At 31.2% G+C, this 19,919-nt stretch carries 20 protein-coding genes and 1 tRNA gene; 9 read left to right on the forward strand and 12 right to left on the reverse strand.

From position 1 onward, the window contains the following. Positions 1-16: 16 nt before the first annotated feature. The 12 genes from X926_RS05700 to X926_RS05755 all read right to left on the reverse strand — a co-directional run bounded on the left by X926_RS05700 (position 17) and on the right by X926_RS05755 (position 12,159). Entirely contained in the window at positions 17-1,123 is a 1,107-nt protein-coding gene (locus X926_RS05700; RefSeq protein ID WP_012208027.1) for a GspE/PulE family protein, read from the reverse strand. An 8-nt stretch (positions 1,124-1,131) separates the two neighbouring features. Then, complete coding sequence (gene ftsZ, locus X926_RS05705) at positions 1,132-2,259, reverse strand: cell division protein FtsZ (RefSeq protein WP_012208028.1); 1,128 nt, start codon at positions 2,257-2,259, stop codon at positions 1,132-1,134. Next, positions 2,249-3,562, reverse strand: coding sequence for a cell division protein FtsA (locus X926_RS05710; protein ID WP_012208029.1), 1,314 nt, complete (start codon positions 3,560-3,562; stop codon positions 2,249-2,251). The genes ftsZ and X926_RS05710 overlap by 11 nt, the downstream gene beginning before the upstream one ends. 1 nt (position 3,563) lies before the next feature. After that, positions 3,564-4,052, reverse strand: a complete 489-nt coding sequence (locus X926_RS05715; protein WP_012208030.1) for a hypothetical protein — start codon at positions 4,050-4,052, stop codon at positions 3,564-3,566. Beyond that, on the reverse strand, positions 4,052-5,977 hold the full coding sequence (locus X926_RS05720; RefSeq protein ID WP_012208031.1) for a type IIA DNA topoisomerase subunit B: 1,926 nt from the start codon (positions 5,975-5,977) through the stop codon (positions 4,052-4,054). The genes X926_RS05715 and X926_RS05720 overlap by 1 nt, the downstream gene beginning before the upstream one ends. Positions 5,978-6,000: 23 nt before the next feature. After that, positions 6,001-6,291 carry a DciA family protein gene (locus X926_RS05725; protein ID WP_012208032.1) on the reverse strand — a complete coding sequence of 97 codons (291 nt, stop codon included), beginning with the start codon at positions 6,289-6,291 and terminating at the stop codon, positions 6,001-6,003. A gap of 31 nt (positions 6,292-6,322) precedes the next feature. Continuing rightward, the gene (locus tag X926_RS05730) at positions 6,323-7,138 is read right to left on the reverse strand and encodes an aminotransferase class IV (protein ID WP_012208033.1); all 816 of its coding nucleotides are present in this window, start codon (positions 7,136-7,138) and stop codon (positions 6,323-6,325) included. Then, positions 7,128-8,432 (reverse strand): tRNA (N(6)-L-threonylcarbamoyladenosine(37)-C(2))-methylthiotransferase MtaB, encoded by a 1,305-nt coding sequence (mtaB, locus tag X926_RS05735; protein WP_012208034.1) that lies wholly within the window; start codon positions 8,430-8,432, stop codon positions 7,128-7,130. The genes X926_RS05730 and mtaB overlap by 11 nt, the downstream gene beginning before the upstream one ends. Then, complete coding sequence (locus tag X926_RS05740) at positions 8,422-8,880, reverse strand: HPP family protein (RefSeq protein WP_012208035.1); 459 nt, start codon at positions 8,878-8,880, stop codon at positions 8,422-8,424. The genes mtaB and X926_RS05740 overlap by 11 nt, the downstream gene beginning before the upstream one ends. Positions 8,881-8,896: 16 nt before the next feature. After that, complete coding sequence (locus X926_RS05745; RefSeq protein ID WP_012208036.1) at positions 8,897-9,859, reverse strand: 1-phosphofructokinase family hexose kinase; 963 nt, start codon at positions 9,857-9,859, stop codon at positions 8,897-8,899. 248 nt (positions 9,860-10,107) lie between these two features. Further along, the gene (locus X926_RS05750) at positions 10,108-11,553 is read right to left on the reverse strand and encodes a radical SAM protein (RefSeq protein ID WP_012208037.1); all 1,446 of its coding nucleotides are present in this window, start codon (positions 11,551-11,553) and stop codon (positions 10,108-10,110) included. A gap of 12 nt (positions 11,554-11,565) precedes the next feature. Beyond that, positions 11,566-12,159, reverse strand: coding sequence for a TetR/AcrR family transcriptional regulator (locus X926_RS05755; RefSeq protein ID WP_012208038.1), 594 nt, complete (start codon positions 12,157-12,159; stop codon positions 11,566-11,568). A gap of 379 nt (positions 12,160-12,538) precedes the next feature. Between X926_RS05755 and X926_RS05760 the strand changes: the two genes are divergently transcribed. From X926_RS05760 to X926_RS05800, 9 genes are all read left to right on the forward strand, one after another. Continuing rightward, complete coding sequence (locus tag X926_RS05760; RefSeq protein WP_041533993.1) at positions 12,539-12,862, forward strand: hypothetical protein; 324 nt, start codon at positions 12,539-12,541, stop codon at positions 12,860-12,862. Next, positions 12,859-13,308: a THUMP domain-containing protein gene (locus X926_RS05765; RefSeq protein WP_081429146.1), complete on the forward strand. Its 450-nt coding sequence runs from the start codon at positions 12,859-12,861 to the stop codon at positions 13,306-13,308. Before X926_RS05760 ends, X926_RS05765 begins: the two co-directional genes overlap by 4 nt. A gap of 65 nt (positions 13,309-13,373) precedes the next feature. Then, positions 13,374-14,150 (forward strand): 1-acyl-sn-glycerol-3-phosphate acyltransferase, encoded by a 777-nt coding sequence (locus X926_RS05770; RefSeq protein WP_012208039.1) that lies wholly within the window; start codon positions 13,374-13,376, stop codon positions 14,148-14,150. A gap of 29 nt (positions 14,151-14,179) precedes the next feature. Further along, positions 14,180-14,698 carry a bifunctional nuclease family protein gene (locus X926_RS05775; protein WP_012208040.1) on the forward strand — a complete coding sequence of 173 codons (519 nt, stop codon included), beginning with the start codon at positions 14,180-14,182 and terminating at the stop codon, positions 14,696-14,698. 27 nt (positions 14,699-14,725) lie between these two features. Next, a complete protein-coding gene (locus X926_RS05780) occupies positions 14,726-15,592 on the forward strand; it encodes a polyprenyl synthetase family protein (protein ID WP_103065364.1) in 867 nt (288 codons plus the stop codon). Positions 15,593-15,660: 68 nt separating this feature from the next. Beyond that, positions 15,661-18,021, forward strand: coding sequence for a hypothetical protein (locus X926_RS05785; protein WP_123821391.1), 2,361 nt, complete (start codon positions 15,661-15,663; stop codon positions 18,019-18,021). A gap of 11 nt (positions 18,022-18,032) precedes the next feature. Continuing rightward, positions 18,033-19,148 (forward strand): tetratricopeptide repeat protein, encoded by a 1,116-nt coding sequence (locus X926_RS05790; protein WP_103065366.1) that lies wholly within the window; start codon positions 18,033-18,035, stop codon positions 19,146-19,148. Positions 19,149-19,221: 73 nt separating this feature from the next. Further along, positions 19,222-19,297 (forward strand) — tRNA-Gly (locus X926_RS05795). 51 nt (positions 19,298-19,348) lie between these two features. Continuing rightward, positions 19,349-19,897 carry an RsmD family RNA methyltransferase gene (locus X926_RS05800; protein WP_012208044.1) on the forward strand — a complete coding sequence of 183 codons (549 nt, stop codon included), beginning with the start codon at positions 19,349-19,351 and terminating at the stop codon, positions 19,895-19,897. Positions 19,898-19,919 lie beyond the last annotated feature (22 nt).

Consider the following 19,919-nt stretch of genomic DNA (forward strand, 5'->3'; position numbering starts at 1 on the left):
CTATTTTCAATATTATTTAGAAGGAAGATAAGTTACTTAAATACTGATCTTCATTGATTACCCCTTTATTAAAAAATTCCCGAAGTGTGGGCAACGGATCTATATAACAATCAGAATCTTTGTATTTTTCACTTACAAAATTAATACTCTTACCTTGTGATATGTCTCTTTTCAAATTTTTTGAAATTATCAAACCTTCAAAAACAGTTATAAAACCTTTTTTCCCTGTATTATAACAGTGTTCACATCCATTTCCTTGGCAAAAAGGACAGTTTTTAGGGATTAATCTTTGATTAAGGATGAGATCTAAGCTTTCAGAGAGATTTCTTACTTCTATTCCAAACATCTTCAACCTTTGAAGCACTAAAAAAACATTCTTAGCGTGTAACGTGGAAAATACCAAATGACCTGTTATCGAAGATTCAAATAACAATTTTGCAAAATTTTCCTCCCTAATTTCGCCCACAACTATTAAATCAGGATCTTGTCTCAATATATATTTTAAAATATCTGCTTTGTCTTCCTCGTTTTTTGATACTATTTGAATTATACCTGGATTAATATACTCTACTGGATTTTCTATGCTATGAACTTTTCTCCTTTTTTTGAACTTATTAACTATGTACTGCATCGTTGTAGTTTTGCCAGACCCTGTAGGACCAGAAAAAATAAGCATTTTTGATTTTTGATCAATTAATTTTTCGACGTTAGAAAGAATCATTGGTTCCATGAAAACTTTTATGTCGTTTATGTTTCTCAATTTTCTTAAGACACAACTTATTCCTCCAGAAGATCTAACAAAGGAAGCTCTATAATTGATGTTCTGGAAACGAAAAGAACCATCAATATTTTCAAAATCTTTTACTATATCGTACCCACAATTGATAAGCAATTTGTTTAGCACTACTTCGTATTCATATGCCCCCATAGTTTCTAAAGTTATTAAATCTCCACAGTATCTGGCTTTAACGCCTACCTTTTCGTCATGAGGTTCAAAATGAAAATCTGTAATATTTTCATCGTCATATTTTTTCAAAAAGTTGTCTAAAATATTTTCTTCTACTTCATAATTCTTTAGGTCTTTATTATACAAGAGGTAGAAATTAGAGGGTTTCTTTTTCATTATTATTGTTATTGTTGTTGGACTTCTTCTCCTGGAATTTCTTCTACATGATCTTGCAAATACTTGTTCAATCTGGATATTTCTTCGGCAACCACACCTTTTCCAAACTGTCTATATAATGCTGGTTGTTCATAAAGATCTAGATAGTTTTCTTCTCCAGGCAATTTGTCGTAACCGGATGCTATAACCGTTACCTTAATAACTTCAGGAGGCAAATCTATAATTGTAATTCCCATTTTTAGTCGTGCATCATCAATTGCGTATGAACGTAAAATTTCATTGACAATTTTGACATCTTGTGTGGTTGGAGTCTTACCCGCGATGTTTACTAAAGCAGCTGTTGCATTCCTTACAGGATCCTCTAAAATTTTACTATTCAATGCATTTTTTATAGCTTCTTCAGCTCTTTTTTCTCCTTTTGCAAGTCCAATACCAAGCATCGCAGAACCTTTTATGCGTAATACCGACGCTACATCTGCAAAATCTAAATTGATCATACCTGGTTTGGTTATCAAATCGGAAATACCAGTAATTGCTTGAATAAGTATTTCATCAGCTTTCTCAAAGGCTTTGTCAATTGGAATATCATCATCGTTATCTATAAGTTTATCGTTTGATATTTTAATTAAACTATCCACATACTTTTTAGTTTCTTGAAACCCTTTCAAAGCTATTCTTTCTTTTGTTGATCCTTCAAAGTGAAAAGGTAAGGTAACTATTGCCACAGTCAAAATACCCATTTGTGTAGCTAAATCAGCTATAATAGGTACAGCCCCTGTTCCTGTACCTCCCCCTAAACCCGCGGTTATAAATAAAAGATCTGTATCTTTCAAAGTTTCTTTTAAATCATCCTGACTTTCTAAAGCTGATTTTTTACCAATTTCTGGATCTCCACCGGCACCTAGACCTTTTGTCAGTTCTTTACCCAATTGAATTTTTGTAGGTGCGTCATTATTTTCTAATACCTGTACATCCGTGTTTGCAGCAATCAGTTCTACATCATCAATGCCTTTTTTTATCATTCTTTGAATAGCATTATTCCCTGCTCCTCCAACGCCTATTACTTTTATCTTATAACTCGTTTTCCTACTAAACAATTTATTTCGTTTGTTGATTTCTTCCATTTCAAAGGGCATCTTCTTCTTCACCTCCCGTTATTTTCTTAAAAAAAGTCTTTAAGGTGGATGTTGTTTTTTTGGAAGATTTATTTCTTTTGGAGGATTCTGAACGCGTCTCTTTGTTTTTTTCATAAAGATTTTCTTCTAACAAATCGATTCTGTACCTTTCTATTAACCCAAAAACAGTTTGAAATTCCGGATCCTTAGCTAATTCTTCTGGAATGTTCTTGAACGAGTCAAAAGATACTATGGAACTTTTCCTGAAATTTTCACCCATCAGTTCTTTAACGGTGATTTCAATATTTTTTATTTTCGAGCCTCCCCCGGTCAATACTATTCCTCCCTGTAAAGCACCTACTTCAAAAGTTCTTTCATAACCTATTTTTGAGAGTTCGCCATTTAACCTGCTTATAATTTCTCTGACTCGAGCAAAAATAATTTTATTTAAAAGACTTAGAGGAACATAAGAATACCCACTACCTGTCAATAATTGGAAATTCACCTTTTTCATTGTTTTCGTTTCTCTTGAACATGCCCCTTCCTCTTCCAATAACCTATGTGCCTCTCTTTCAGAAACCTTGAGTATATTGGAGATATCTTTTAATACATATTTAATTCCATACGGAAAAGTGTAGAATAATTTTGGAATTCCATCTTTAAAGATGATTATTCTACAAGAATTGTACCCAAAGTCTATCACAGTGATGCCGACATTTCTATCGTTGGGGGTGGTAATTATATAACTATTCGATAAAGTTGAATCGTATATAGGAATTTCAGAAGTATAGACAATATCTTTTAAGACGTTAATTAACAGCGAAAAGGAATTTTCATCTACCCATACAATGTTTAGTGTTGTAGTTAAAGATTTTTCAGCAAAAAAAGAAACTGGATTTTTTACCTTTTTTTCGTCGATATGAAACTTCACAAAGTTTGAATCTAAAATTATTTTTCCCTCGTCTGTGTATTTTTTGATAATGCTTTTCTTGATGTTTCTGAGTTCCTCTTCTCTTATTTCTGTCCTTTTGCTAAACTCAACAGTAAAATGCTCTTCTGTGATATTCAAAGAGTTAGTGGAATATCCTACAATAATTTCTGGATTTTTAATCTTCTTTGGAGACTCCTGGTTCAACTTTTCTATAAGCGTTTCAATTGATCTACGTAGTGATTCCATATCTTGTATTTCACCATTAATGATACCGTCCACTGGAAGTTTACTCAGTGAAATTGGCACAATACTTCCATCTTCTTCTATTTCAAAAAGTACTCCCTTTAGAAAAAAACTACCGATATCTATTCCAATCAAATAATTCTTAGCCATACTAAAGCCCCCGATCATCGATTTTAAAGAAACTATGGTTACTAATGAAATAATTCCCAGGTCCCAAAAATTCTATATTACTAAGAGTGATCAAAAAATCTTTAATTTCTGGTAATTCAAGGTACTCAATTCTAATGTTATTATAACAAAGTATTTCTTTATTCGGAAAATTTATTTCTCTAATCGACGTATTACAACAAATACTTTTGACAAAATTGAGTTCTTCTTCTTTTTTTATTTTATCTTTCGAAAAAATTACTTTGATGAATTTTGGATAGGGATGATCGCTAACAAATGTTATTTTATCATAAATATCAAAATAAAAATATCTATTATTTATTTCTACGTAATAAATACTTTTCTCAATTTCTACTTTATCTTTATAAACAAAAAATTCTTCTTGAGTTTCAAAAAAAGGGAGGAGATTGTAAACACAAATTATTAAAAGTAGAAGGTAAAAAAAGGTTAAGATTAACTTTTTCCATTGCACTAGATATCTAGCTCTTTCACCTTATTAGCATTAGATTCAATAAACTCTCTTCTAATAGAGGGATCGTATCCCATGAGTATTTCTATCATCTCTTCTGCCATTTCTAAATCTTCCATCTTTATTTTTACAAGTTTTCTAGTGTCTCTATCCATAGTGGTCTCTCTCAATTGGTCAGGGTTCATTTCTCCTAATCCTTTATATCTTTGTATTCTCCATTTTTTATCCCCATATTTTTTCTTCAACTCTTCAAGTTCTTCGTCGGAATAAAGATAAAAATGTTGTTTACCAATCTCAAATCTATACAGAGGAGGTTGAGCAATGTATACATATCCTTCCTCTATTAAAGAACGCATGTATTTGTGAAAAAGCGTCAACACTAAAGTTCTAATATGTGCGCCATCAACATCTGCATCAGTCATGATAATGATTTTACCGTATCTCAATTTAGACAAATTGAACTCTTCTCCTATACCAGTTCCTAATGCAATGATAATATTCGAAACTTGTTCATTTTTTAAAAGTTTTAAAAAATCAGTTTTTTCTGCATTTAGAATTTTCCCCCTCAAAGGTAAAATCGCCTGGTACATTCTATCCCTAGCTTGTTTGGCATTTCCCCCAGCCGAATCTCCTTCAACTATAAAAAGTTCTGATTCGTTTAAATCCCTCGATGTACAATCTGCCAATTTGCCTGGTAGAGTTGTATTTTCGAATATTGTTTTTCTTTTAATGCTGTCTCTGGCTCTTTTAGCAGCAAGTCTTTTTTTATATGCTAAAAACATTCTTTCAAAAATATTTTTTGCTTCTTTTATATTTGCATCAAAATATAAAGATAATTTCTCTGTAGTTATTTGATTTACTGCTTCTCTGGCAACTTTAGATCCCAATCTTCCCTTTGTTTGACCTTCGAAAACAGGATTGGGCATTTTTATATGTATTATGGCTAATAATCCTTCTCTCACATCTTCTCCACTAAAATTCTCGTCTTTTTCCTTTAAAACATTGTACTTTCTTGCATATTCATTTGATAATCTTGTTAGAGCTTGTTTGAATCCAGATTCATGTTCCCCGCCATCGATAGTCCTAATGTTGTTCACAAAAGAGATTACTTCGCTTTCTTCAGAATCCGTATAGACAAAAGCTGCTTCCACTTGAATTTCTGACTCCACTTTACTATATTGATATGATCCGTACATGTAAACCGGCTCGGAAATAGAATTCATCTTCCGCCGTTTCAAGATGTAATTTATAAATTCGTTCAAACCGCCAAGAAAATGAAATTCTTGCTTGTAATCTCTTTTTCTATCTTCAAAGATAACTTTCAAGTTAGGATTTAAAAAGGCTATTTCTTTCAACCTATTCTCTATTAATCGTGATTCAACAGTTATATCTCCATCATCGAATATTTCTTTATCAGGGAGAAATTTCACAACAGTCCCACTCTTGTCTGTTTCGCCTACAATAATTACATCTGTTTGAGGAACACCTCTTGCATACTTTTGATAGTATATTTTCCCGTCTCTGTAAACCTTTACCTCCATATATTCGGACAAAGCGTTAACAACCGATGCTCCTACTCCATGAAGTCCTCCACTAACCTTATAGGCTTTTTTATCAAACTTTCCACCAGCATGAAGCGAAGTCATAACTAACTCCAATGTATTTTTATTTTCAGTTGGATGTATATCTACAGGTATACCTCTTCCGTTATCCTCAACTTCAATAGAATCATCCTCATTCAAAGTAACTCGAATTGTATCACAAAACCCGTTAACATGCTCATCTATGGCGTTATCGATTATTTCATAAACCATATGGTTTAACCCTGTTTTACCCGTTGATCCTATGTACATTCCAGGTCTTAACCTAACAGGTTCTAACCCTTTCAAGACCTTTATATCGTTTCCAGAATAAGTTTTTTCTACCATTTAAACACCTCCACAAGCGTTTCTCAAGAAACAATTCTAATTCTATTTATCGTTTCATTTTCCAGAATAGAATTTATCGCGTTCAATAATAATTTTTCCCTAAAAAGTATTTCCTGTTTAACATAATTGTCAGCACAGGCTATTTCCACTATCTTATCTTTTAAGAGATAATTTTTAACTGTTACATTTTTTGATAAATTCTCAGGAATATACTTAGGTAATTCTTCTCTTAATCTTTTTATTATATATATTTTTTTGTAAACCAAATTTTTTTTAGAAAGTTGTTTTAAAACACCTTCAAATTTTTCCTCCATTTTAGACCATCTTAATAGTAAAGTATTCCTCTCAATCTTCTATTTTTTCTGTTATAAAATCTTTCCAATTGTCAAGAATAGCTTCCGTTACTACACCAGGTACAGTAAAAGTAAAATCAGGAAAAATTCTTCTAACAGGTACTACACCTCTTGAAGTGTGGGTAAGAAATACTTCCTCGGCAGATAAAAGTTCCCATACTTGAACATTTGCTTTCTCTTCAACTTCTAAAGATAAATCATTTGCTAACTCAAGGACATCTTCTCTAGTTATCCCTGGTAATATCCCCGATGAAATATGAGGAGTCAATAAAACACCTCCACTGACATAAAAAATATTAGAGTATGTACCTTCGGTTACATTACCGAACTCATTTAAAACGATGGAATCATAATAATAATCATATTTTTTATGGATGTATTTGATTGAACCATTTAAAGGTGTTTTTACATAATAAGGAATAATAGGAGACGAAGTTTTTCTTTCTCTCGCTATATTAACTACAACACCTTCTTCGATCAAATCTACATCCTCTTTCAACTCTTCAACAAAGCAATAAAATGTTTTATATTTAGAAGTGAAAGGAGTTACATATATTTTAAATCTGAATTCTTCATAATTATGAATCTTTTTTGCCTGATTTAAAATTATTTTTATCTTTTCAAGAGGTGGTATTTCAAATGCCATAAAATCAGCAGATCGTTTCAATCTATCATAATGTCTTTTTAAATTGTAAGGAATACCTGAATAAGTTCTAAGTACATCATAAATCGAATAACCATTCACGAACCCTTCATCATCTCCACTAACCAATGGAAATTCTACCCACTCTTTACCATTATAGAACATTCGATACCACCCCTTTATTTTCTTTAGACAAAGAAGATATCACCGTACTAAAAAACTCACCTTTTTCAATTTTTTTCTCATGAAATTGAACATTATGGGGGATGTAATATTCATCGTATCCAAAAAGACCTTTTTTTGAGCTACTTTCTGTTAATACTTTAACTCTAGACCCTAACATATCATTCAAGTAATTTTTTCTTGAGAGATCAGCAATTTTATCCATTTGTGAAAGTCTGTCTTTTTTTTCATTTCCAGGTATCTGATTTTGCATCTTAGCTGCTACAGTTCCCTCACGTAATGAGTACCTAAAACTATGGACTTTTAAAACCTTAAGTTCTTCAATTGAATCAAACAGGATTCTTAAATCTTCCTCATCTTCACCAGGAAAACCAACTATGAGATCACAAGTAATAGAAAACTTTGAGTCGTATTTTCTTAAGTTTTCGATGGCTGTATAAATCATTTTTCTATTATATTTTCTATGCATTGATTGTAAAATTTTATCAGAAAAATGTTGAATCGAAAGGTGTATGTGTTTTTCAAATATTGGATAAGAATTCAATATGGTAGACAAATTGTCAGTAATTATTTCAGGATATAGAGACGTTATTCTTATTCTAATTTCTTTATCAGCAAAACTCTTCCCGATTTGATTTAATAGTTCTTCTAAGGTTTCTGAATTGTCCATTCCATAATATCCCAAATTTGTTCCAGTTAGCACTATTTCTTTATACCCTTTTTCAATAAATTTTTCTATACTTTTTATAACTTCTTCTGTTGGTAAACTGACTATTTTTAATCCTCTCAAGAATCTTATTTTACAGAATGTACATGAGTTAATACATCCTTCTTCAATAGGTAAAAAGATCCGTGTTCTGTCACCATACGGTTCGTTGGGAACTAATATGTCATATTTTTCATTATGGAACCAAAAATGTTTATCTGAGTATATACCTTCTTCACACAATAAACGGTCTATTTGTTTTTTTTCTAAATTACCTAAGACCAAATCGGCGCCTACTTTTTTTAATTCTTCGGGATCAGATACAGAATAACAGCCTGTAGCTATAATCTTGGAATTTTCATTTGATTTTTTTAATCTCCTAATTGTTTGCCTTACCTTTCTTTCAGCCTCTGAAGTTACGGCACAAGTGTTTAAAACGTAGATATCACTCTTACCCATTTTTTCTTCAAATACAATATCAAAATGAGGAGATAGTTTCTCGGCCATCGCTTGACTTTCAGCTTGGTTCATTTTACATCCAAAAGTAATAAAAGAAACTTTACGCTTCATATTCTATTTCACCAGTCAATGTTCTACTAAGTAAACCTATTCTTCTAATAACCCCCACTAATCTTTCATTGTCATCAACAACTGGCAGAACCTTTAATTTATTTTTTATTATTACATCTGCTACATGTAAAACCGTATCATCAAAGTAAACCTTAAATGGCTTTTTTATCATAAAATCAGATACTGGACGATCCAATATTTTTTTTAATCCATTAAAAAATTGATGGCTATCCGGTATAAAAGAAGTAGTTTCCATAAGCTTCAAATACCCCGGAAGTGAGGCGTCAATGATACCACTTTCGCTTAAATATCCCACCAGTCTAAAATCACTTGTAACTATGGGAAGCGCAGATAAATTATGCCTACGACATACCGTAATAAAACGCTCTACTTTCTCATCTTCCATTAAAGACGTTAGATCTCTCTCCATTATTTCCTTAGCTTTCAAGGTAAACACCTCTTTGTTATTCTAATCTTTCAATGGAAAACCTACTTAAACTTCTTTTTATATCTTCTAAAGTTCCTATCTTTTTTTCTATATAATCCGTTTTGGAAATGGCACTAGCCATACCGAATTTTGCAGCTTCAAAATAATTAAAATTATAATTTATAATATAATATATTATTCCCGACATAAATGCATCTCCTGCTCCAAAAAGATGTGATTTCTCAATCCTTTCTTCTGGATTAAAAAGCCAGACACCCTCATTTGTTGTTATCACATCACCAAAAATCTGATAACTCATAACAACTAATCTGGCACCATTTTCTATAATTTTTTTTGAAGCATCAATAAAATCATCTATACTTTCAAGGGTTTTCCCGAAAATTTCTGCTTTTCTTCTAAAGTCTGGTCTAACAACGGTAGGGCAATTATTTAAAATAGCTTTTTCAAAACACGGTCCAATTGATTCCATGTAAGTAGTTTTTCCTCTTTTCTTAGCTTCAAACATCAGATCGGAATAAACATCAGTTTTCAAGCCAGGAGGAACACTTCCTGACACTACGACATGTTCCACTAATGAAAGAGAATTTTTATATCTCCTTAAAAAATGATCGTAATCTTCATCATTAATGAAGGGACCTTTACTGTTTATTAGAGTCATTACTTCCTTCAAGGGATCTATTATTTCAATGTTTTCTCTACTTTCTTCTTCTGAATAAACAAAATTCATCGTTATATTTTCATACGCAGAAAGCTTACTCTGAATAACCCTACCTATGTGTCCCCCCAAAAAACCTGTTACTATCGATTTCATTTGCAAATTAGATAGCATTATTGAAACGTTAATACCCTTACCTCCTGGTTCCATTTTGGAATTTGAAGGATTTTCTATTCTATACATGTTACCTACTTCAAAATTATCAATTATAACTTCTCTATCCAGCGAAGGATTTAATGTGACAGATAAAAAATCGTACTCCATCGATTTCCTCCTAATACCATTATTATTTTACTATTATGGAAACCCCACACTTGCTATAATGCCCTTTTCTTCCCACCCCTCGTTTCTAAGAAAGGACTATGTACTATAACTCTCTATCTTATTAGAATAATCTTTTATTTTTTATATTATACCATATCAAACCTAAGTATTATTAACTGAAAAATTAAAATAACGGGTAGAAAATACCCGTTATTTTAAAAGATAATACTACTTTTGAAGAATCAATATTATGCTTTTTTATCCAGTGCTAATTTTTCTTCATTTTCTGAATATCTTCTCATCCTTACTTTGTAGTTATATACACCTCTTTTTGAAGGATACTTCTCAGCGTAGCCTTCTTCGTACCAAAGTTTATCGGCATATTTTTTCCATTCTTCGGCAAGTTGGTCTAATTCAGGAGCTAATTCATTCACGGTTCGCTCACTACCAGGATGTTGTGGAATAGCGTTGAACTTCTTTACCATTGCCCTGAATACTTTTGGATTGTCTATTATGGGGCATGGTCTAAATAAATTATTGGAATAGGGAATGGTCCTCTTATAAGCCTCAAAAAATGGTGATTTTAAAATATCTATAATTCGTTTTTCCCTTATATTATCCACGGCAAACTGTTGGAAGACACATGGTTCAGCATAACCTTTGGCGTTTATATGTAAATATTTAGCTCCCGCTGCTAAACAACCGTTAGTTAAGAAACCATGATTCCAAAAATCAGCAACAAACGCAAACTTTCCACCTAACCTTAACTCTTCCAATTTGTAGAATCTTTCATACCTTTGTTCGGCAGTAGGTACTAAATCCATCGAAGCATCTGCTCCTACGGGCATAAATTGGAAAACCCATGCATAACTCACATTGTTTTCTTTTAAATATTCCCAAAAATCATCACTCATTATTGCATCGTGATTCTTTCTTGTTGCTGTGACAGAGGCTCCATATATTACCCCATTTTCACTTAAGAGCTTCCAAGCGTTTTGAATTTTTTCAAAAACACCCTTACCTCTTCTCCAATCGGTATCAGCTTCATATCCTTCTACTGATATAGCCAATGTAGCGTTACCCAATTCAGCTAATTTTTTAGCGTTTTCTTCATTAATTAACGTTCCATTCGTATAAAGCAAAAAGTAAGAATCGCTGAACTCTTCTAGTACATCGAATAGATAAGGATATACAAATGGCTCTCCACCTGTTATAATGAAGAAATAGATGCCTAAATCATTGAATTGTCTTATTACATCAAAAATTTCTTCTTTGGAAAGCATATACTTGTGACCATACATAGCAGCGTAACAACCCACACATCTGAGGTTACATGCATATGTTGGAGAAAGCACAGCTAATTTTGGAAGGACTATCCCATATTCATGCATCTTATCCTGTCTCGTTTTTTCACCAACTGCAAATTCGTTAATGATTAGATTGTTTATTATTTTTTCAACAACTTTGGGATTAGATTTCTTGAACAAATTAGCCCAATTCTCCAGCATCGGATCATGATTTTCTGCCCCAGTTGCTAATTTTCTAAGCCCACTTTTTGCAGGTTCCTTAGAGAATTTTGATAATGTCCATAACAACTTCCCAAGTTGATCCACATCAGAATGTCTTACAACGTTGGTTATTAATTTAGAACTTTGTTTAAGTAACATATTTTTCATTGAGTCCACAACTGCCATACCGGACACCTCCTAATTTTTGTCATCTTCTGTAAAACTTAAAATCATTTTTTTAAAATTATTCTTTATTTCATCATTAGAAAATTCTATTCCTACGGCCCTGTATATAACTAAACCATCAAACATCGCTTGCAGCATAAAAGCTTTCGTTTTTGAATTAAATAATTTTTCAAATTTGCCAAGGATCTTTCCGTAATTTTCTTTGAATGTTTGAGTTAAAATTTTCATCATACTTTGATCATGTGTAGAATTTATTAAAATTTCAAACAATCGCATCAATTCTTTTGAAGGAAAAGTATTTAAAATTTGCGAATAAAGATTTGCATAAAAATCAGCACTTGCTTCCACACAATCCTGAGAGGGCATCGATTCATTTTCTTCGAAAAAACCTTGGACTTTTTCTAAAAGAGCACTAAAAGCAGAAACAATTAGTGCATTTTTATTTTTGAAATAGTTATATATAGAACCCTTAGATAAGTTACACGAAGAGGCGACATCTTCCATCGTTAGATTTGACAAACCTTTTTCGCTTATTAATTCCAACGTTTTTTCTGCAATGTATTTTTTTCGTTCTTGCTTATCCAAAATCTTTAACCCCGTGTTCATTTGGATCACCTCTTTTCTGACTGACTGGTCAGTCAGTTAAATTATAAACTATTGTGAAAAATAATTCAAATATGACTGAATTTGTCTAATTTAATAACGTACATTTTATAATAAGTCATAACCCTTTATTTAAAGTCAATAGAAAGCACATATATTAAATAAAATAACAATCGTATGTTCTTAACTTAATATTTTCAGAAAAGATATTCTAATTACATATTTTCGTTGAAAAAGTTACTTTTTTGTTTTTTTGAATTGGTCGACTCTTTTCCTCAATATTTTCCAAAGTGACTCTTAAAAAAATATAGTTGAAAAAACCCAGTTATGTTATAATTTAGTTGAAGAAAATATTTTTTATAAATTATAAGGTGGCAAATGAATGCTATTTTTAGTAGTAAGGGTTGACGAGATCAGTCTAAAAAATAAAAATAAAATGTCTTTTATGCATAAACTTAAAAACAACATCCAAAGCAAAATTTCCCAAAACTTCATTTTCAAGGTTAACAACAATAGAATATATCTAATTCCTCAACAAAATATGGGAATAACCGTTAAAGATATCGATACTCTAAAAAAGATTTTTGGAATACATTCATCTTCAATAGCTGAAAAAACTGAATTAAATATAGATTCATTTAAAAATAAAGTCTACGAAGTAGCAAAAAATCTCTTGAAAGCAACAATTATAGTACTTTTAAAATAAACGTCAATAGAGCCAATAAATCTCTTCCCTACAACAGTCAAGAATTTGCTGGAATAATAGGTGAATTTATATTGAACAATTTCCCTAAACTAAAAGTTGACTTAAATAACCCGGAGCTTGATATAGAAATAGATATTAGAAAAGAAGGTACGATTATATTTGACAATCGTTTAAAAAGACCAAGCGGATTACCCATTGGTACATCTTCAAAAGATTTAACAAAAAACGGAACAATTAAATTATCCCAAAAATTCGCATTGTATAAAACATCTATTTTACCATACGAAGATTCATGTAGCGTATTTATACCTTCTAAACCTGCCACTAAATCAAATACAAATTACATAAAATCAATTGAGGATTCTTTACAACATCTAAGTAAATTGGAAAAAGATGCTTTAGATGAAGTTAAAAAGTATAAGATTGAAGATAGTAAAGTCTCATAAATTGATCACTTTGAATCATAGTCTCATGTATCTTAAAGAAAAGGGAAGAAAAAGGAGGACAATTCATGAAAAAGGTATTAGAAACAATAAAGGCAATATTCTTCACAATATGGTTAATTATCGGATTTCTCGGAGTTGTAATTGTATATGGAAGTTATGTGTTGATAAAAGCCAATATCTTGGAAAAAAGAAAGGGACACAAAGTCTCTCAAGAATATATTAGAAAGGTTGTATCTTGGTTTGGAAAAGTTACTTTTAAATTCTTAAATAGTAAGATTTCAGTTCATGGTGAAGAGAATATTCCTCAGCAAGGCCCTTATGTAGTAGTAGCGAATCATCAAAGCCTTTTCGATATTCCTTTAATTTTAGGATATATATATCCCACAGCTTTTATTGCAAAAAAAGAGCTTTCTATGATTCCTATATTAGGAAATTTCATCAAAAGACTTGGCTCTATCTTCATAGATAGGAATAATTCAAAAAGTGGCGCTATAGCTCTTAAAAAATTTGCAAAAATATCTCAATCAGGGGAAATTATAACTATTTTTCCTGAAGGAACAAGGAGTTTAGATGGTCAAGTAGGTGAATTTAAAAAGGGAGCTCTTTTAATCCCTTTTAGATATAATATAAAACTATTACCTGTCACAATAGATGGAACTATCAAAATGAGCAAAAAAGGAAGCGTCTTTATCAAACCTTCGAATGTTAATCTATTCATACATGAACCAGTCGAGCCAAAACTTTTCGCTAGCGAAGGAGAATTAAGAGAATGTCTCAAAAGCATAATCAGCGAAAATATTACAAGCGAACCTCAACTAGCTTTAAAAGAAACAAGAGCGTAATTTCAGTTTTTTAAAGGAGGTTTTCAAACATGAAAAAAGTAAGCAATGTTACTATGGGAATAGATAAAGTTTCAAATTCACCGATAGTTTTTTTAAAGGTAGAAGATACAAACGTTGTTGTACCAATATGGATTGGGCCATGTGAAGCTGGTGTTTTGGCTTTAATATTGAGAAACGAAGATTTTGAAAGACCTTTAACGCACGATCTCATTGGTAATATTATCGAACAACTTAAAGCTCAACCTATTAAGATAGAAATTGACCAATTCAAGCAGGATATTTATTACGCTAAATTAGTCCTGAAAGATAGTGGTTCAAAAGAGATCTATATCGATGCCAGGCCTTCTGATTGCATAATTTTATCATTAAAAAATAACTTACCTATTTACATAGACGAAGAAATAGTATCCGAACACGGTATTGAAGCTTCTTTTATAAACGCAGAAGAACAAAGCGAGTTCAGACAAGATATTGAAAACTTCGATATAGACGAACTGAGAAGGAAGTTCGAAAATAAAAATAAAACTGAAGATGAAGATGACGAATAATTTTTTCTAAAAGCACGAGGTGAATCAATGGAATTTCTAAAATTATTAGAGTTTAAAGATTTCTTTGACAAGAAGATAAAGAATTTTTTCGAAAATTTGGACCTGGAAGATTATTTAAAAGAGCCACTGTTTTATTACATAGAAAATGGAGGCAAAAGACTTAGACCCTGGATAATATATAACTTCGGACAAATAATCTCTATAAATAAAAAGAATTTAATTGACATTGCGATAGCTGTCGAAATTTTACACTCATCATCCTTGATACATGATGATCTACCTGCCTTAGACAATGCAAAGTTAAGAAGAGGAGCTCTAACAACTCATTTAAAGTTTGGAGAATATAAAGCCATACTAGCTGGAGATTATGGGTTCACTCTCCCACTACAGATTGTTGCCGGTTTAGATAATATTAAAGAAGGGAACAAACTTCTCTTAATGGATTATTTTATAAAAACCATTTTAAAATTATTTCAAGGAGAAATGGAAGATTTAATCTTCGAAAAAGAAGATAAAAATGTAGGTGAGAAAGAAATTCTTGAGATGTATTCAAAGAAAACAGGGGCGCTTTTTGGTTTTTGCTTTGCATCTCCTTTTTTAATGGCTGGGGAAGCAGAGCTTGCTAAAGAGATGAATAAAATAGGAACTGATTTTGGTGTTTCTTTTCAAATTTTCGATGATTTAAAAGATATCTTCACTAAAGAAGAAGATATTGGAAAAGAAACTAATAAAGATGTAAACAAAAAAACTCTTTTAAATTTTTATAAGTTTCAAGAAACACAAATAATAGCCGATAATATGTATATAAATGTTTTACAAAAATTGGAAGACCTAAATCTAACAGAACTATCTCAACTTTTGAAAGAAGTTCGAAAAATCATAGAAACTAGATAGCTATTTCTAAAGGAGCTGACAGAGTTATTAAATTTAAACCTTTCAACTTTTTAAATAAAATTAAATATATGGAAAAAAAATACAAAATTCTCTTATCGATTGTTGTAATAGGTATTTTAATTCTTGTTTTTTCTATTATTTTTAAAAACATATTTTTGCCTCCAAATCAGATAACTCCTTCTTTTACAAATATTCAAATAATGGTTCCTGATTTTGCTTTTCCTTCAAAGAAACACATTGATATTAGCGTGGTGGATAAAAGTTCTGCAGAATATCAAGAATTGATCAACTACAAAAATTTTTACGGTGAAATATATAAAATTACTTTCTCAGATGAAAGTAATGAATCCTCTATTTTACCAATTACCGTAAGATACAAGATTCCAAAGGATAATTACTTTGGAGATAACTTCGTCAATTTCTCCTTGGCATACATCACACAGGAAGAACCTCCTGTTATCTCTGAATTCAGTGGGGAAAAATTAGTAAAAATAGATGACGAGTATTACATAGAAGCACAAACATTCCAAATAACTAAAGTAAATTATATAGGTCTAGTCATTGAATCTCCACAAGAATCATCCAGTGGACTCAAGGTTATAAAAGAAGCACCACCAACTCTTGAACCTGATATTATTTTAATTTCTGGAACTGATATTAATTTCTTAGGAAAGATAATGAATGTACCTGAAAATGGTTATCCACAATCTTTTTGGTCCTCCCTTTTTCCAAATAGAACCATTTGGAGTTACAATTACCCACTGACATCTACTAGAAGTAAAAATTACAACGATTCTTTTATCAGTTTTGTTGAAAGAACAGGGATTGATAGTTACATTGAATTTGAAGGAAGGCGTCTCGCTCAAGAACTTTCTAGATTTCCTAATAAAAAGTTTGACATCATTGCACATGGCATTGGCGGATTAATTGCTAGATATGCTTTAGAGTCTACTCAAACAATTCAAAATGTTGAAAATTTAGTACTCATTTCTACTCCAAATAAAGGAAGTAACCTAGCAAACCCCCTTTTTTTCACTTTACTCTTTGGAAAAAACACAGACATTTTATCTCAATTGTTTAATGTTGAGGATAGCACGATATTAAAAATCACTTTGCAAATTGGTTCTTACCTTGATCAAATAAATTCGTACTATGAAGATCTTATTCCTGACTCTGAATTTCTGAATAAATTAAACTCTTTTGGCATAAGAAATGACATCAGATATTTAACGATTATTGGGAGTAGTCCCGCAATTGATGAAGATTTATCAAATAAATACATTGCAAGGCTGTATCCAGAATTTGTTCGAGGAAAGGGAGATGGAATAGTAAGTGTTGACAGCGCTAACTTAGAAGGAATTGATAAAACTTACTATTCTCAAAAGAGCTTTTATGAAATTTACAATGATTCAGATGTTTTGAATATAATAGTTAATTTTTTAGAAGAATCCGTCCCTTCATATTCAGTGGAGCCCTTTACAGATGATAATTTCGTCGAATACACATACGAAACAGTAGAAGGTACCCCAACTCCAGATCAAAGTGAAAATCCCCGCCCAACTATTATTTCTACTTTTAAACTCCCTTCAGCGTATAAAGAAAGTACAATTTTACTAAATCCAATGAAGCAAGGAGAAATAGACGAAGATACAATGAGCATTATCGAAGTAGGAGAAAATATTTACTTTAAAAGTCCTAATGCTATTTACAACAGCAAACTAGAAAAAATATTTTCAAATAAAATTATGGGAGGATTACTATTTAACAACCAATACTATTTATCTACTGTTGATGGAGTATACATTTTGAATGAAAACGGCAAAATTGATAAAATTAATTCACAAACACCTTCTAAAGGTACCGAAATTTATTATTTACCAAATGTAGGGTTTTTAAGTGTGGAATATGAACCAAACAATTGTAATGTCTATCTCAACGATTCTCTGATAAATGAAGGCAGCAATTTTATATCATTAAAAGTAATAAATGGGGAAGTATATGTCATCTTTGAGGATAAAATATCAAAACTACAAAACATGGATATTGTGGAAATGATAAATACTTCTACAATTCAAGAAGTTTTGGGAACTCAGTTAGGAGAGATTACTGATTTTGCTTTATATAACAATAACTATTTTATTTTATTTTCAAACTATAAATTAGTTCTGTGGGATAGTTCAAAAAATGGGTTACAACTCATAGAAGACGGAAACATAGGAAAATTAAAATTACAAATATTTAATGATAAATTATTTGTATTTGGGAAAGATCATGTGAGTTACTTACTTTTAAAAGAAGCTACTTTCCCCGGTTTTTTTCAAAAATATGATACTAACGCAATAGATGTCTTTATTGATAAAAACGGCAAAGGATGGATAGTCACTAAAAATAACCGAATTGAAATACTTACCTTTTCTATTTTGTTGTGAGGTGAGTCAATATGAAAAAAGCTATCACATTGTTGATAATTTTGTTCCAAATAATGCTAATATTTGCTGATAATTACGAAGTTGCCTACGAATACTATATGAACGGCTTAAACTACTATAGAAATGCCCAATATGATTTAGCTCAAGATTTTTTTGAGCAAGCTTTGCAACTATCACCTAGATTAGAAAGTGAAATACCCGAAATAAAAATGTATCTAGGATTATCTGCATTTCACAACAAAGATTATGCCTCAGCTAAAATATACTTGCAACCCCTAAAAGGTATCCCCATTGTGGATGAAGCTCTAAGTGTTATTGAATCTACATCTCAACAATCAGAGGTTTTAGACACATCAAACCTAAAAATTAATAATACTCAACCGTTGGAAGAAGAGCAGCAAAACTTTAATCTTTTAACCTTTTTTACCATAATGCTAATAATATTTGCTATTTCCTTAGCTGCCTCATTTTTTACTGTTTTTTTAATTCGTCGGCATGTTACTTTTGAGAAAAAAGAGAACGAGTTAAATAATATGGAAACTCTGACCAATATAAACAAAGTCGAAACTCAAGGAATCAAATACAAAACAATAGACCAATTTGATGAACCATACATAAAAAACGTTTGGCAAGTATCATCCCCTTTAAAAAAACTTATTGGGATAACTTCAAATGAAGACCCTTCACTAGAAGAAGCTAATGTATCGAAAGACCACAAAGAAGGCAAATTAAGTGAGATAGAAGACCTTGAGAATAAACTTGATAAGGATATAAACGATATCTTGAAAGAATCAAGTCTGGAAGAGATTGAAGAAATTCTAAATGAGTTAGAAGGTAATGGTGACAAAAGTAGAGTTCAAGAACCAACTACTCTTGAAGAGGAAAGTAACGGAAAGAACCAAGAAGCGTATTCTCATTTGGAAAATGTCATAAAACCTGATTCTGAGATAAAAAATAACTTTTCTTCGATAATGAAAAAAGAAGAAAAAGAATTATTATTTGAAGATGATTTAGATCTTGGGCTTTTTGATATAACTAAGGAATTAGAGACAAAAAAGATTTCTCAAAATAATATACAAAAGTTCTTTCATAAATTATTTTATGACGTTAACAAGGATAAAATATAATTAAAATATTAAATATTGATTTTGTTTTAAATTATTGGTATAATATATTTGATTTAAAATAAAAATTTCAAATGCGGATGTGGCTCAGTTGGTAGAGCTCCAGCTTCCCAAGCTGGGAGTCGCGGGTTCGAGTCCCGTCATCCGCTCCAAAAACGAAAGGGGCTTAATGAAGCCCTTCTTTGTTTGTATGAGGTGTAAAAATGGCTTTGAAGATTGAAAGCGGCAAATTTAAGAATACCAATATAGAAACAGTTGATGATCGTAGGACGAGATATACTCCCGCTACTTTAAGAAGAGCTCTGATAAGCATTTTTGATTTTACAGGAGCTAATTTTTTAGAATTTTTTGCAGGTAGCGGCATAATGAGTTTTGAAGTTTTAAGTAATGGGGCAAAAAGTTCTACAATGGTTGATATTTCGACTAAGGCCGTGAGCTCGATTTTAAAAAACGCTGAATCTTTAGGGGTACTAAATAAAATAAAAGTTATAAAATCAGATTTTAGAAAATCTATTACAAAACTTTCAAATGAACAGTTTGATTACATATTTGCTGATCCACCTTTTAATAACAGTTATGTCCAAGAATTTTTGAAATTCATAGATTCAAATGTATTTTTAATTAGAAACGGCGGCTACATCATTATTGAAAAATATAAGAATGAAAAATCTGATTATATACCTAAAAATTTAATTAGAGAAGAAGTAAGAGATTACGGTGATATTGAAATTCTAATCTTTTTTAAACCTTAAAAAAAGGGCCTTAATAAGGCCC

Source organism: Petrotoga sp. HWHPT.55.6.3 (genome assembly GCF_002895495.1).
Classification (GTDB): Bacteria; Thermotogota; Thermotogae; order Petrotogales; family Petrotogaceae; genus Petrotoga; species Petrotoga mobilis.

Bases quoted from the DNA above. Each gene is read 5' to 3' on its own strand.
- X926_RS05700 (WP_012208027.1), bottom strand. From the start codon at position 1,123: ATGAAAAAGAAACCCTCTAATTTCTACCTCTTGTATAATAAAGACCTA.
- ftsZ (WP_012208028.1), bottom strand. From the start codon at position 2,259: ATGCCCTTTGAAATGGAAGAAATCAACAAACGAAATAAATTGTTTAGT.
- X926_RS05710 (WP_012208029.1), bottom strand. From the start codon at position 3,562: ATGGCTAAGAATTATTTGATTGGAATAGATATCGGTAGTTTTTTTCTA.
- X926_RS05720 (WP_012208031.1), bottom strand. From the start codon at position 5,977: ATGGTAGAAAAAACTTATTCTGGAAACGATATAAAGGTCTTGAAAGGG.
- X926_RS05725 (WP_012208032.1), bottom strand. From the start codon at position 6,291: ATGGAGGAAAAATTTGAAGGTGTTTTAAAACAACTTTCTAAAAAAAAT.
- X926_RS05730 (WP_012208033.1), bottom strand. From the start codon at position 7,138: ATGTTCTATAATGGTAAAGAGTGGGTAGAATTTCCATTGGTTAGTGGA.
- mtaB (WP_012208034.1), bottom strand. From the start codon at position 8,432: ATGAAGCGTAAAGTTTCTTTTATTACTTTTGGATGTAAAATGAACCAA.
- X926_RS05745 (WP_012208036.1), bottom strand. From the start codon at position 9,859: ATGGAGTACGATTTTTTATCTGTCACATTAAATCCTTCGCTGGATAGA.
- X926_RS05750 (WP_012208037.1), bottom strand. From the start codon at position 11,553: ATGGCAGTTGTGGACTCAATGAAAAATATGTTACTTAAACAAAGTTCT.
- X926_RS05755 (WP_012208038.1), bottom strand. From the start codon at position 12,159: ATGAACACGGGGTTAAAGATTTTGGATAAGCAAGAACGAAAAAAATAC.
- X926_RS05760 (WP_041533993.1), top strand. From the start codon at position 12,539: ATGCTATTTTTAGTAGTAAGGGTTGACGAGATCAGTCTAAAAAATAAA.
- X926_RS05770 (WP_012208039.1), top strand. From the start codon at position 13,374: ATGAAAAAGGTATTAGAAACAATAAAGGCAATATTCTTCACAATATGG.
- X926_RS05775 (WP_012208040.1), top strand. From the start codon at position 14,180: ATGAAAAAAGTAAGCAATGTTACTATGGGAATAGATAAAGTTTCAAAT.
- X926_RS05780 (WP_103065364.1), top strand. From the start codon at position 14,726: ATGGAATTTCTAAAATTATTAGAGTTTAAAGATTTCTTTGACAAGAAG.
- X926_RS05785 (WP_123821391.1), top strand. From the start codon at position 15,661: ATGGAAAAAAAATACAAAATTCTCTTATCGATTGTTGTAATAGGTATT.
- X926_RS05790 (WP_103065366.1), top strand. From the start codon at position 18,033: ATGAAAAAAGCTATCACATTGTTGATAATTTTGTTCCAAATAATGCTA.
- X926_RS05800 (WP_012208044.1), top strand. From the start codon at position 19,349: ATGGCTTTGAAGATTGAAAGCGGCAAATTTAAGAATACCAATATAGAA.